This is a genomic window from Streptomyces sp. NPDC002076 (assembly GCF_053593835.1).
In genome coordinates this window covers 100,941-113,652 of record NZ_JBSFDI010000005.1, presented here as the reverse complement: position 1 = coordinate 113,652, position 12,712 = coordinate 100,941, and the positions used below count along the sequence as shown (strand labels likewise).

Annotated in this window: 12 protein-coding genes; 5 read left to right on the top strand and 7 right to left on the bottom strand. The window is 70.5% G+C overall.

Annotation, left to right across the window (positions count from 1 at the left end; translation table 11 throughout):
- Positions 1-30: 30 nt before the first annotated feature.
- Positions 31-312: a hypothetical protein gene (locus ACWCQS_RS12540; protein WP_451004411.1), complete on the bottom strand. Its 282-nt coding sequence runs from the start codon at positions 310-312 to the stop codon at positions 31-33.
- Positions 313-447: 135 nt separating this feature from the next.
- Here ACWCQS_RS12540 and ACWCQS_RS12535 point away from each other — a divergent pair, with 135 nt between their 5' ends.
- Complete coding sequence (locus tag ACWCQS_RS12535) at positions 448-720, top strand: hypothetical protein (RefSeq protein WP_451004410.1); 273 nt, start codon at positions 448-450, stop codon at positions 718-720.
- Between the two features lie 101 nt (positions 721-821).
- Here ACWCQS_RS12535 and ACWCQS_RS12530 read toward each other — a convergent pair whose 3' ends face one another.
- Together ACWCQS_RS12530 and ACWCQS_RS12525 are read right to left on the bottom strand one after the other, a co-directional pair.
- Entirely contained in the window at positions 822-1,085 is a 264-nt protein-coding gene (locus tag ACWCQS_RS12530; RefSeq protein WP_451004409.1) for a hypothetical protein, read from the bottom strand.
- Between the two features lie 147 nt (positions 1,086-1,232).
- A complete protein-coding gene (locus ACWCQS_RS12525) occupies positions 1,233-1,556 on the bottom strand; it encodes a hypothetical protein (RefSeq protein WP_451004408.1) in 324 nt (107 codons plus the stop codon).
- Positions 1,557-1,711: 155 nt separating this feature from the next.
- On the opposite strand from ACWCQS_RS12525, the gene denD reads away from it, so the two are divergent.
- The 4 genes from denD (at position 1,712) to ACWCQS_RS12505 (ending at position 5,194) form a co-directional block, all read left to right on the top strand.
- Complete coding sequence (gene denD, locus ACWCQS_RS12520) at positions 1,712-2,755, top strand: D-erythronate dehydrogenase (protein WP_451004407.1); 1,044 nt, start codon at positions 1,712-1,714, stop codon at positions 2,753-2,755.
- A gap of 82 nt (positions 2,756-2,837) precedes the next feature.
- A complete protein-coding gene (locus tag ACWCQS_RS12515; RefSeq protein WP_451004406.1) occupies positions 2,838-3,830 on the top strand; it encodes an XdhC family protein in 993 nt (330 codons plus the stop codon).
- Positions 3,831-3,844: 14 nt separating this feature from the next.
- Entirely contained in the window at positions 3,845-4,312 is a 468-nt protein-coding gene (locus ACWCQS_RS12510; protein ID WP_451004405.1) for a class I SAM-dependent methyltransferase, read from the top strand.
- 42 nt (positions 4,313-4,354) lie between these two features.
- Positions 4,355-5,194: a class I SAM-dependent methyltransferase gene (locus ACWCQS_RS12505; protein ID WP_451004404.1), complete on the top strand. Its 840-nt coding sequence runs from the start codon at positions 4,355-4,357 to the stop codon at positions 5,192-5,194.
- Positions 5,195-5,225: 31 nt separating this feature from the next.
- Here ACWCQS_RS12505 and ACWCQS_RS12500 read toward each other — a convergent pair whose 3' ends face one another.
- The 4 genes from ACWCQS_RS12500 to ACWCQS_RS12485 form a co-directional block, all read right to left on the bottom strand.
- Positions 5,226-6,446, bottom strand: a complete 1,221-nt coding sequence (locus ACWCQS_RS12500) for an SGNH/GDSL hydrolase family protein (RefSeq protein ID WP_451004403.1) — start codon at positions 6,444-6,446, stop codon at positions 5,226-5,228.
- Positions 6,447-6,544: 98 nt separating this feature from the next.
- Complete coding sequence (locus tag ACWCQS_RS12495; RefSeq protein WP_451004402.1) at positions 6,545-8,971, bottom strand: glycosyl hydrolase family 95 catalytic domain-containing protein; 2,427 nt, start codon at positions 8,969-8,971, stop codon at positions 6,545-6,547.
- Positions 8,972-9,107: 136 nt separating this feature from the next.
- Complete coding sequence (locus ACWCQS_RS12490) at positions 9,108-10,979, bottom strand: alpha-galactosidase D (protein ID WP_451004401.1); 1,872 nt, start codon at positions 10,977-10,979, stop codon at positions 9,108-9,110.
- A gap of 324 nt (positions 10,980-11,303) precedes the next feature.
- The gene (locus ACWCQS_RS12485; protein ID WP_451004400.1) at positions 11,304-12,476 is read right to left on the bottom strand and encodes an ROK family protein; all 1,173 of its coding nucleotides are present in this window, start codon (positions 12,474-12,476) and stop codon (positions 11,304-11,306) included.
- Positions 12,477-12,712 lie beyond the last annotated feature (236 nt).

Genomic DNA, 12,712 nt, shown 5'->3' with positions numbered 1-12,712 from the left:
GGAAGCCGGGCAGCTCACCGGAGCGGCCGATCAGCGCGTTGTGGTCCGGTGACCTCGTGCAGGCCCGTCCTGCCGGCCGGGGTCGGCCGGCCCGAACGGCAGTTTGTCGTCGCTGTTGTGGAAGCGGGCGGTCGAGGAGAAGTCGATGGTGAACGGGACGCGCAGGGGCGGGCGGCGCGAGCGGCACGGTGAAGGCCAACTGCCCGTGTGGGTGGCGATGGTGACACAGGCCCGGGTCGCGCCCTGTGCGTATCCCTGGACGACCGGCCCGGGTCGGGCGTGCCCGGCGGCGAGGGAGTGCGCGGCGGACAAGACCGTCGGCGCTTCCCCGGCGGCGTTTCACAGCAGATCGCCGCGCTGGAGAAGTGCCACCGGCATCGCGTCGGCGTCCGTCCCCCAGCGAGTCCGGCCCGTGGCGATGTCAGTGGTGACTGCAAGGCTGGCCACATGGACAGGAACGATGAGCAACTGCTTCGCGGCCGGGTCTACGGTCAGGACCACGACCAGCCGGGCCCGCGGCCGGGACGCCGGTACGCCGAACTGGTCGGCGGGCCGTTGGACGGGCTGCTGCTCGACATAACCGGCTGGACGCGGGCCGAGCTCGGCGCCCGTGCGGCCCTCCCCACCGAGCTGGGGCAGTTCGGCGCCGGCGGCCGGGCGATGTACGCCCCACGCCCCGGCGACCCCCGCCACTTCGACTGGGACGGAGACGCACCGTGACGACTGTGGGCCGGTCACGGCGGCACCGCTCGGCGGGGTGAACGTCCCGCGCCCGGTGGACCGGCGCCGCCGAGGACTTACGCGTCGCGTCGGCGGCGGCCTCAGGACGTGGCCCGGGCCAGCGCCGTCAGGGATTCGTAGTCCCAGGTGAGCGCGCCGGAGCGGAGGTCGGAGGTGACAGCGTCGAGCCATGCGAGCTCCGCGGTCAGTACGGCACGGCGGTACTCGTCCTCCAGCATGGTGACGCGCGGCAGTGCCAGTCGCCGCGCTCCCTCGGCAGCGGCCTTCAACTCGGCGAGCTGCGCGCGTACTTGGGCGGCGCGAGCGGACAGATCGGCCTCCGCTTCCCACGGCAGCAGGATCATGGTGAAGGAGAGCGCGGCGGGGAACTCCGGGTAGTCCGCCCACGCCGCCTCGCCCAGCTCCGGCCAGGGTGCCTCACTCGCCGCGGAGAGTGCCGTGGAACTCGCCCGTGCCCTGCGGGACCTGCCGCACCCGCGAGCCTTCGCCGACTACGAGCACGCCCGCCGCGCCCGGGTCGAGCGGGTGATCGCCCAGGCCGCCCGCACCAACAGCGGGAAAACCGCCGGACCGGCCGGCCGGGTGTTCCGGGACGCCCTCCTGCCGCTGTTCGCCCGCCTCGCCACTCCCGAGAAGATGGCCTGGCAGTACGACCACCGGATCCACCGGGAGACCCGCCGCCTGAGGAACGGGATCCGCCACGTGACGACCTTCTCGACGTCTGCAGGCGCCGGTGCGAGCATGTCGATGTCGGCGTCGGCCGCGAAGTGCCGGTGCAGCAGGCCTTGGGCGACTCCCGCCTCGGTGGTGGCCACCCGTCCGGTCGACCGGACGCCCTTGCGGCTGGGCGCGGACCGGCAGACAGTACTTGGGCGCCGTGCCTGCGCCTGGCGCGCACCCTGCGGCTGTCCGGCCCGGCAGATCACCGTGAGGGGCTGGGCCGCCCGGGCCACTACCGAGGAGTCGTCACGTGAGGGTCGTCATCACCGGCGGGTTCGGTTTCCTGGGACGCGGGCTCGCCACCGCGTTGCTGCGGACGCGGACGTTCGGTGGCGCACCGATCGAAGGACTGGTGCTCGCCGACCGCACCGTGGAGCCCGGCTCACCACCGGTGACCGACCCCCTCGTGGACGTCGTACACGGCGACCTCATCGACCGGCTGGACGAGGTGTTCGCGCGGCCGGTGGATGTGCTCTTCCATCTCGCCGCCGCGGTGTCGGCCGAGTGCGAGGCCGACGTGGACCTCGGCATGCGCGCCAACGTGGACACCACCCGCGCCCTGCTCGACGCCGCCCGGGCACAGACGGCCACCGGAGGGCCGTCGCCGAGGATGGTGTTCTCCAGCAGCCTCGCCGTGTACGGCGGCGGCCCCGGGCTGCCCCTGCCCCCGGTGGTCGATGAATCGACTCTGCCCCTGCCGCAGTCGAGTTACGGAACGCAGAAGCTCATCTGCGAGCATCTGATCGCCGACTACACCCGCCACGGCTTCCTCGACGGACGCATCGCCCGCCTGATGACCGTCTCGGTACGGCCCGGGAAACCGAACGCCGCCGCATCCGGTTTCCTGTCCGGCATCATCCGCGAACCGCTGGCGGGGCTGCCGGCGACCTGCCCGGTGCGCCCCGGCCTCCGGGTGGCCCTGTCCTCACCACGCCGCACGGTCCACGGACTGCTCCGCATCGCCGAGGCCGAGCGTGGCACCGGGCCCGGCCGGCTCGACGGCACGGCGCCGGTCAACCTTCCCGCGCTCACGGTCTCGGTCGCCGAGATGCTCGCCACCCTGCGGCAGGTGGCCGGCGACGCCGTCGCCGACCTCGTGAGCATCACACCCGACCCGGCCGTCGAAGCGATCGTGGCCTCATGGCCCGCCGTTTTCGACAACACACGCGCCGCCGCACTCGGCCTTGAGCCCGAGGCCGGCTTCCGGTCGGTCGTCGAGGACTACATCGCCGAGCACGCCGACGCGGTCCGCAACGACCTTCCCTCGCGGCAGGCAGAGCGCCGAGATTCGTGATCATGCGAGAATTCCGGTCACGGTGCCGACGCTGAACCAGACGGTCCCCGGTGCCGACCCCACCACGAGGAGGGTCGCGATCATGCGTGAACTGGCCGAGACGGCACGGCAGTGGGCGGCTCAGGGACGTACCGGCGTCCTCGCCCGCCCCCTCACCGAGCGGGGCTTCGGCCCCCGGCGCCCTGCTGACGCCGTCCTGATCGACCAGGACGGGCGCTGCCACGGCACGCTCTACCGCGGTGCGTTCGACGCGTATCTCGCGGCGGAGGCCGCTGCCCTGCCCGCGGACCACACCGCGGGCGTACGCGAGGTGTCCGTCCACGACGACCAGGTGGAGCGGGCGGGCCTGACCTGTGGTGGTCAGGCCGAAGTGCTGCTGCAGTCCCTGCACACGGTTCCCGCCCGCTGGTGGGACCTGCTGGCGGAGGGAGCCGACGCCGCGCTGATCACCCGTCTGGACGCGGCGCGGACCCGGGTGACCAGCACCGTGGCGTCACCCGCGCCGGAAGGTGGCGGCGGGCCCGCCGAGGCCGTCGAACGCGCTCGGGAGCTGCTCAGCCGCCGCCGCGTCGGCCGGGACCTGCGCTCCGCGGACGATGGACTCGTCCTGATCGAGACGTACCCGGCCGTACCCCATCTGGTCATCGTGGGAGGCGGCGAACTCGCCGAGCTGCTCGCCGCGCAGGCCCGCCTGCTGGACTGGCACGCCACGGTGGAGTCCGCCGCAGAGGACTGCGTCCGGCTGCTCGCCCAGCGTCCGGCCGCCGCCTGCTTGGTCGTCCTCAGCCATGAACCGGACGTCGACGTCCCCGTGCTGTCCGCCGCGCTGACCACCGGCATCCGCTACGTCGGTGCGCTGGGCTCACGCCATACCCAGGCCCGCCGTGCCGCGGATCTCACCAAGTCCGGACTCGACGAGGAACTCCTCGGGCGCATCCACGGCCCCATCGGCCTCGACCTGGGCGCGCGCACCCCGGCCGAGACGGCACTGGCCATCTGCGCCGAGGTGCTCGCCGCCCTCGACGGCAGCGAGGTCCGCGTGGTGCGCGAGGGCGCCGGGCCGAGCGACGCCTGACCGGACCTCCATCCATGCATCTGCGCGACGGGTCCTGCTCGCGTACTGCCCGCGTTGCGCGCTCAAGTCGGCGCCGGGGCGTTGTCGTCGGGATCGATCTCACCCCGGCGATGCTCACGGCCGCGAGGCGCGAAGGCCGTACGGCGGACGGCGCCCTGCTGCTGGCCGACGCCTGCCGGCTGCCGCTGCCGGCAGGCGCGGTGGACGGCGTGTTCAGTGCGGGCCTGATCAATCACGTCCCCGACCCCGCGGCGGCGCTGCGCGAGTGGGTCAGGGTGACCGCTCCCGGCGCTGTACTGCTCCTCTACCACCCCTCCGGCCCTGCCGAACGCGCCGCCCGCCATGGACGTCCACTCGACCCGGCCGCCCCACTGGCCGAGGAGAACCTCCGGCCCGCTCTGGAGGCGGCGGGCTGGGACCTCGCCTGCTACGAGGACGCGCCCCGCCACTCCCTGGCGTTCGCGGTCCGTGTCGACGGATGAGCTGTGCCGCTCACGATCGGCGGACTCGCTAGTCTGCTCGGCGTGTCCGACGACATCACACAAGCGCGACGTGACGACAGGCCCGAGGAATCCCGGCGGGTGCGCCTGAGCCGGACATTCGACGAAGAGGCGGAGCTGTACGACCGGGCCAGGCCGGGATACCCGCAGGAGCTGTATGACGACTTGGCGGACCTCGCCGGTGCCCGCCCCGGCAGCCGTGTACTGGAGGTGGGCTGCGGGACCGGCCAGGCGACGGTGCCCCTGGCACGGCGGGGGTGTCGGATCACAGCCGTCGAGGCGGGGCCGAGCATGGCCGCGCTCGCCCGCCGCAACCTGGCCGGGGCCGGGGCGGTAGAGGTGGTGACGGCCGAGTTCGAGAAATGGCCGCTGCCTGACGAGCCGTTCGACGCGGTCGTCTCGGCGACGGCGTTCCACTGGATCGACCCGGCGGTCCGGATGGCCAAGGCCGCCGACGCGCTGCGTCCCGGTGGCGCGCTCGCTGTGGTGCGCACCCAGCATGTGCGGGGCGGAAGCGAGGAGTTCTTCGTGGAGGTCCAGCGCTGTTACGAGCGGTTCGACCCCGGGACGCCGCCCGGGCTGCGGCCTCCCGAAGCCGCCGACATCGACGGCTCGGACCATGTGGAGGAGGTGGTGCGCAGCGGCCGCTTCGGCCCCACCGTGTTCCGCCGCTACGAGCGCGAGCTCACCTGCACCACGGGGGACTACCTCGAACTGCTGCGCACCTACTCCGGCCACCGCGCTCTTCCGGAGGCCGCCAGGACCGGACTGCTGGACTGCGTCGCGGCTCTGATCGACCAGCGGTACGGCGGCCGGGTGACCAAGCGTTACCTCATCGATCTGGGCGTGTCGCGGCGTCGGTGACCGTCCTCGACGGCGCGCCCGGTGGTGGGTGTCAGGTGCGCAGGAGTCGTAGGTCTATCGCGTCGGCCATGGCCTTCATGCCCTCGTCGTCGGGGTGGATGTGGTCGCCCGAGTCGTACGCCGGGTTGAGTGCGGCCGGGTTAGCGGGGTCACGCATCGTCCGGTCGAAGTCGATGACGCCGTCGAAGGCGCCGCCGGTGCGGATCCACTGGTTGACGCTCTGGCGGATCGCCTCGGCGGCAGGCGTGTAGTACCCGTTGCCCTCGTCCGGCATGAGGGTCGCGCCGATGACGCCGACGTGGGCGGCGTGCGCCTCGTCGATCAGGGTGCGATAGCCGTCGATGAGGTCCTGGGCGGTCAGCGGCCGGCCATCGGGCCCGGCGTTGTTGCCGATGTCGTTGATGCCCTCGAAGAGGATCACGTCCTTGACGCCCGGTTGGCCCAGGGCGTCATGCCCGAACCGCTTGAGGGCGCTGACGCCCTGCCACAGGTTCGGGACGTCCGTGAGGACCCGGTTGCCGCCGATGCCGGCGTCGACGACGCTCAGCCTCTGCGGACCCGGTCCGGCGCCCAAGCGGCGCCCGAGGAAGTCGGGCCACCGGCTGTAGGTGCCGGTCGAGGAGTGGTAGCCGTCGGTGATGGAGTCCCCGAAGGCGACGACGGTGCCCCGCGCGGTCGATGCCACGACGTCCAGCCCTGCCAGGTAGTACCAGGAGGTCGTGGTGGTGCCGAACGCGGCGGCGCTGTCGTCACCGGCGTGGTTGCCGGAGGTGAGGTAGGTGGTGTCGAACGCGTCGGAGTGCCAGGTCGACATCCCGGTCGTACCGGGCACGTAGAGGCTGACGAGCAGGTTCTCCCCGGCGCCGACCGAGATCGGTACGACGTCGCTGACCGCCTCTTCGCCGGCAGGGATCGTGATGTGGCGGGATCCGCCAAAGGTGATGTTCCGCGTGGTGCCGCGCGTCGCCTCGCCGCCGCTCGCCTGGACGGCCAGGTCGACAGCGCTGACGTCGAGCGGGGTGGTGCTGTACCGGTTGGACAGGGTGATGCGGGCGCCCGAGCCCGAGACGCTGCTGTGCACCACCATCCGGATGGTCTGGTCGGTGAAGGACGGGCCGCCGGTCGTCATGCTGGGCGACCAGGCGCTGACCCGTGTGCCCTTGGCCTGTGACGCGGACGTGGCGGCCTTCGCCGTCTGCGCGGTGCTCAGCGGAACTGCCGTCAGGGCCAGGCCGGTCAGCGCTCCGAACACGGACAGCAGGGTTCTACGATGCCGTCGGCGAGCCACCGCTGAGCTTCTCTTCTTCGGGGACATGGTCGTTCTCTCCGCTCTTCTCGTGGTCCGCACCGTCAGCCGAAGGTGCCCAGCGTGACGGACTCACCGGGCTTGAGGCTGATCCTTCGCGATGTGCCGCCCGCGAAGACGGTCGTGGCACGGCCGCCGACGCTCCTCAGCGTCGCCTGCGTGACCTTGCCGTTCTTCCATCTGAGGTCGGCCACGAAGCCGCCGCGGACTCCGACCCCGGACACCGAGCCGGATGCCGCCCACGCGGACGGCAGGGCGGGCAGCAACTCGACGTGACCCGGCCGTGAGTAGAGCAGCATCTCGATGATCGCGGAGGGGGTGCCGAAGTTCGCGTCGATCTGGAAGATGCCGCGGCCTTGTCCCATGTCCATGATGTCGAAGAGGTTCGGCGCGGTGCCGTTGCTGCCGTTCACCGACGGCTTGAGGTTGTTGACGACGAGCTGGTAGGCGTTCTCCGCGTTCTTCAGCCGCGACCAGCACAGGCTGCGCCAGGCGTTGGACCAGCCGTAGCTGTTCATGCCGCGCGCGGTCAGGAGGGCCGTCGCGCCGGCGAGGATGTCCTTCGGCGTGGAGTCGTCCGGGCGGATCCGGTCGCCGGGGAAGAGGCCGATGAGCGGGGACAGGTGGCGGTGGGTGGTCTCGCCGAGGTTCTCGGGCGACATCCACTCCTCCAGCCAGCCGGTCCTGGGGCTGACCACGGGCAGGTACAGGCGCCCGCGCAGACCGTCGATGGTCGCGCTGTAGGAGGCGTCCCTGCCGAGCACCTGGGTCGCGGTGTGGTAGTTGCCGAAGAGGTTCCACACCAGTTCCTGCGCGTAGGTTATGCCCTTGGCGTCCAACGGCCCCTGCTCGGGCGACCAGTCGCTGTCGGCGATCAGGACCTCGCGCGAGGCTCCGGATGCGTCGGTGACGGTCGTGGTGATGAGGCGGGCCTCCCAGAACTCCACGGCACCCTTGATGAGGGGGTAGATCTTCTCGAGGTAGGCGAGGTCCTGGGTGTACTCGTAGTGCTCGAACAGGCTCTGGCAGAGCCAGGCGTTGCCGGCCGGATGCCACCACCAGCCGCCACCGCCGTACGGGTTCGTGGATATGGCGACGGTCCAACCGGCGAGCTTTCCGTTGGAGTTGCGGTATCTGTTGGTCGGGCTGTTGAACAGCCGCTGTGTGGAGTCCGTCCAGGAGGGCAGCTGCGCCAGGCAGTAGTCCGCGAAGGCGTCGAAGCAGCCCGACAGGCCCGCGCGGTCGGCAATCCAGTAGTTCATCTGGACGTTTATGTCGGTGTGGTAGTCGCCCATCCAGTCGGGGTCGTTGCCGTCCAGCCACGGACCCTGCAGGCCCATCGGCAGCGTGCCGCGCGAGCCGGAGATCATCAGGTAGCGGCCGAACTGCAGGTAGGCGGCCTCGAGTTCGGGGTCGGGGACGTCGTCCCGGTAGCGGGCCTGCACCCGTTGCCAGGTGTCCAGCCTGCGCTGTGCGGCGGACGATGTGCCGAGGTCGATGTCCAACTGCTCGAACACTGGGCGGAAGTCGGCGACATGGGTGTGCAGCAGTGTGCTCGCGGAGTTGCCGGCCGCGTTCAGGACCTTGGCCCGTGCCAGGAGCTCCGGAACCAGGGCAGGGTCACGGAACTTCGCGGCCGCGTCCGGCGCGTAGTTGGTGCCGCCGCTGACCACGACGGTGAGGTCCTTGCAGCCGCTGAAGGAGATCGACGTACCGTCGACGGCGATCGTGCCGCTGCCGCTGCGGGCCGTGACGGCGGCGCCGTACTTCAGCCCGTTGGCGAAGGAACCGCCGAACGAGGCGTGGTGCCCGGCGCTGTGGGCGGTGGTCGTCTCGCCGTGAGTGCCGGCGAGGGTCACGGTACCGGTGTAGGTGCCGCCGCCCTGCTGGGAGAAGTACAGGACGATCACGTCGTCGGGGCGGCTGGCGAAGATCTGCCGCTGGTAGGTGACGCCGGACAGGTCGTAGGAGGCGCTGACGAGGCCCTGGGCCAGGTCGAGGGAGCGGCGGTAGTTGTCGACCGAGCCCAGGTCGTGCCCGAGGATGTCGACGGTGAGCTCGGCCAGCAGGGTCAGGGACCCGAAGTCGTCCCGGCCGTAGGGGAACTGGCCGTCGCTCTGCAGGGTGTCGTTGAGGCCGCCGGTCCACAAGGTGGCGTCGCTGATCGTCAGCAGTTCGGTGGCGGGGTCGTTGCTCACGAGTGCTCCGAGACGCCCGTTTCCCACCGGCAGGCCCTGCTGGATCATCGAGTTGGCGGAGCCGGGAGCCTGCCACCACAGCTGGTTCCTCGCGGCGGCGGCCGTGGACAGCAGGGGCGATGAGGTGGGACGGAGGGGGGCCGCCGAGGCGGTGAAGGCGGGCAGACCGCCGAGGGCGGCGGCCGCGCCGGCGGTGGCGGCGAGAGCGAGAAAGCCTCTGCGGCTCGGGTGGTTGTCGCGCGATTCGGTGTGCTCGGTGTGTTCGGTGTCCACGTGGTGCACTCCATGTCGGGGGAACGGCGCATGCGGGGGACGGATACGGGCAGTTGGGCATGCCTGGTCGCCGCGGAACCGGATGGCGGCGGGGCGGGGCGTGGGGGACGTGCCGCCCCGGGCCCCGCGGGGACGGTCAGGCGGACTTGGGTACGTCGATCCTGTCGATGTCAGGGGAGTAGTCCCAGCCGCTGTCGAACGTGATGGTGTTGGAGCCCGCCTTCAGCGCCAACTGGACGCTGACGGTGTCGACCGTGTTCCAGTCGCCCGTGGAGGGGAACCTCAGGCTGGTGCCGTGGCCGCTGTTGGAGTAGACGGTGACCGAGCGGGGATCGCCGCTGACGTAGGCGACGTTGACGGTGTAGATGCCGTCCTTCTTCACCGTGATGTCGTTGAACTGCAGCTTGCTGTCGAGATAGAGATTGCCGACCTTCTTGCCGCCGGAACAGGAGTCGCATCCGGCGACGGAGGCGTTGCCGGTGAGGGTGTTGTCCGCGGACTCGGCCTCGTAGCGGGTGGTGGCCAGTGGGGTGCCGCCGGGCTTGACGGTGAACAGCCGTGAGCCGTGCGCGGGCAGCGTCGCGGTGATCCTGTTCCGGTACGTGCCGAGGTTCTGGTGGTTCCACAGATCGCGCACGGAGGCCGCGCCGGTGAAGCCGAAGGACGCCCAGTCGGCGGTGACCGAGGCCGACGAACCGCCGAGGTTGAACAGGGCGACGGTGTATGTGCCGTCGGCGTTCCTGGTGTCCCAGACCTGCTGATCGCCGAGCGGTGTGACCGGGCGTGCGACGGGCGAGTCGTTCTGGTCGACGCCGATGACCTCCTGGTTGGTCAGCAGGGAGAGGCCGTAGCTGTCCAGCTTGGTGAGGTCGTCACCGGTGAACAGGGGCGACTTGTTGATGGCCCAGAGCGTCATGTAGCTCTGCCGCTCGGCGTTGGTGAGACCGTCCATCGCGCCGTTGCCGACGTCGATCGCGTCGAGGTCGTTCCAGCCGCCCGGGCCTGCCTCGTGGCTCCACGCGGGAGCGTCGTTCCACCGGTCGTTGACCGAGTTCTCCCAGGTGACAAGGGTGTTGCAGTAGCACTCCACATCGGTGTCGATGCGCCAGCCGTTGGAGTACTTCTTCCAGTCGGCGGCGTGCCCGATGTCGAGCGACCAGGACAGCTCCAGATGGATCGGGCGCCCGGTGCCGGCGATGGCCTGGTGCCAGGCGGCCACGTCCGGGACGTTGTTGTAGTTGTCACCGGACTTGAACGAGCCGGGGCCCACCCCGTCCAGTTTGAGGAAGTCGTAGCCCCAGTCCGCGAGCATCTGCGCCTGCGAATCGATGTACTTCTGCGCGCACGGGTTGTCGAAGTCCAGTTTGTAGGCGCTGTCCCAGCCGTTGGTGGTGCGCAGATCCGGGTAGACGATGTCCGTCGTGGTGCAGCCGGGCGCGTTCCGGATTGGCACCTTGCCGTCGCCGTACGCCCCCTTCTCCAGGCCCACGGGCAGATAGATGCCGGCCTTGAGACCCTTGGAGTGGATGTGGTCGGCGACCGCCTTCATGCCGCTCGGGAACCTGACCGGGTCGGGTGTCTGACGGCCGTACTGGTCGAACTCGGACGTCCAGTTCTTGTCCATCCACCAGCCGGCGTCGATGTTGACATGGTCGTAGCCGTACTTCTTCAGGGTGGCGGCGAGGGCGTCCGTCTGCTTCAGGACGTTCGCCTCGGTGAGGTAGCTGTAGTTGCCGTCCGGGTTCAGGCCCGGGTACTGGGAGGACTGCATGCTCCAGCTGGACCAGCCCATGTACGGCTTGGCCGCAAGGCCGGAGGAAGCGTCGTCCGTGGTCGCGGCCGAGGCCACGGCCGAGCTCGTGGAGTCGGAGGCCGTGGCGCTGGTGGCGGTGGCCGGGACCACCGTGGCGAGTCCGGCCGTGACGGCCAGGACCAGCGTTGCTCGGACGGTGCGGCGCGGGAGGCCGGGGAGGGCTCCGCGCAGGACTCTGTACGGGGATGACCGCATGGGTCGCCTCCTGAGGTGAGGTGAGGGGGAACGTGCGGTGGCACCCGGTGGGGGACGGGCGTAGTTCCGGGCGGGGGAGGGGCGCGGTAGGAGGCCCGACGCCTGAGCGAAGAGGTCGGATGGCCGGACCGCGGTGGGCGGCCGCCCGACGTGCCGGGCCGGCGGCTCAGCCCTCGCCCGAGCCGATGGGGAACCCGCTGATGAACCGGCGCTGCACGGTGCAGCACATCAGGGGCGCGGGGATCGCGGTCATGAAAACCCCTGCCGCGAAGAGGTCGGATGGTGCGGGCGGCTGCGGCTCTGCAGCGTCATCGCTACTCCTTCTCACATGCCCGATCCCATGAAGGACTGGATGGCGGTGGCCGCGGCCCCTCGCGCCCACTCCTCGAAGGGCAGGGGTCGTGTCACCAGGTCGCACTGTGCAGCGGTGCCGAAGGCGGACGCGGCGAACGCGTCCCGGATGCCCTCGGCGACCAGGTCGTAGGCGGCCAGGCCCTCTCCGGAGATGACCACCCGCTCGGGGCCGAGGATGTTCACCAGAAAGCCGATGGCCTTGCCGATGGCTTCACCGGCTCGCGCATAGACCGCTCTGACACCGGGGTCCCCGCCGTGGGCCAGCTCCAGTGCCTCGGTCGCATCGGTCACTTGCTCGCCCGTGGCCGCGCGGACTGCGCGGAGTATCGCCGGATCCGCCGCGATGGCCTCCACACACCCTCGGTTGCCGCAGTGGCAGAGCGGGCCCATCGGATCGAGCGCCAGATGCCCGATCTCACCGGCCACGCCGTGCGCGCCCGACACCACCTGCCCATGGACCACCAGACCGCATCCGATGCCGGCGCCCACGGTCACCAGGGCGAAGTCCGAGAGACCGACTCCGGCCCCGAACCAGTGCTCGGCGACCGTGAGCGCCCGCACGTCGTTGTCGACCGTGACCGGTAGCCCGGTCGCGGTCCCGGCGATCTCGGCGAGCGGTACGTCCCGCCACTCCAGGAAGGGCGAGTAGCGGACCACACCGTCCGCGCGGTCCACGTCCCCCGAGATCGCGATGCCCAGGCCCCGCACCTGCACACCGAATCCGTCGGCCTCCGTGAGCAACTCCTGTACCAGCGCGGTGATGACGGGGAGCACCGCCTCCGGCTCACGGCCCGTGAGCCGGACGTGCCGGGACAGCCGGACACGGCAACACAGGTCGGCCAGTACGGCGATGATCTCGTCGCCTGTCACCTTGATCCCGATGAACAGCGCCCTTCCCCCGTCCACCCACACCAGGTTGGCCGGACGCCCCACCGCCGGAGGCGCCTCTTCGTCCACGCCCTCGACCAGATAGCCGAGTTCCATCAGCGGACGCACCGCCTTGGTCACGGCGGCCGGAGAGAGCTGGGTCCGCCGTCCCACCTCGGCCCGAGTGAGCGGACCGTGGGAGAGCAGCGTGGTGAACACGAGTGAAGCGGCCGGCGTCATGTCCGGGGCCGCCTGATGGGAGGGGGCCGAGCGCATGGCCGGAAACTTAGAGAGGTTCTTTTTCTCTGTCAATGAAAAAAGCAGATGTCTTTGTATAGGTGGGAGTTAGCGGCAGTTGAGGAATGAAACGAAGGTATATGGCGCGAGTTGATGCTCTTTGCAAGCCGCGAGCGATGGGCGTCTGTCAATGGCTGCGGTGGGCCGGTGTGCCGTCAGTGCCGTGAGGGGGCCACTCGTCTTTGTTGGAACGTCCTGACAAACCTATTGACACG

Coding starts and splice junctions, on each gene's coding strand:
- ACWCQS_RS12535 (WP_451004410.1), top strand. CDS start 448: ATGGACAGGAACGATGAGCAACTGCTTCGCGGCCGGGTCTACGGTCAG.
- ACWCQS_RS12530 (WP_451004409.1), bottom strand. CDS start 1,085: ATGATCCTGCTGCCGTGGGAAGCGGAGGCCGATCTGTCCGCTCGCGCC.
- ACWCQS_RS12515 (WP_451004406.1), top strand. CDS start 2,838: ATGCGTGAACTGGCCGAGACGGCACGGCAGTGGGCGGCTCAGGGACGT.
- ACWCQS_RS12510 (WP_451004405.1), top strand. CDS start 3,845: ATGCATCTGCGCGACGGGTCCTGCTCGCGTACTGCCCGCGTTGCGCGC.
- ACWCQS_RS12490 (WP_451004401.1), bottom strand. CDS start 10,979: ATGCGGTCATCCCCGTACAGAGTCCTGCGCGGAGCCCTCCCCGGCCTC.
- ACWCQS_RS12485 (WP_451004400.1), bottom strand. CDS start 12,476: ATGCGCTCGGCCCCCTCCCATCAGGCGGCCCCGGACATGACGCCGGCC.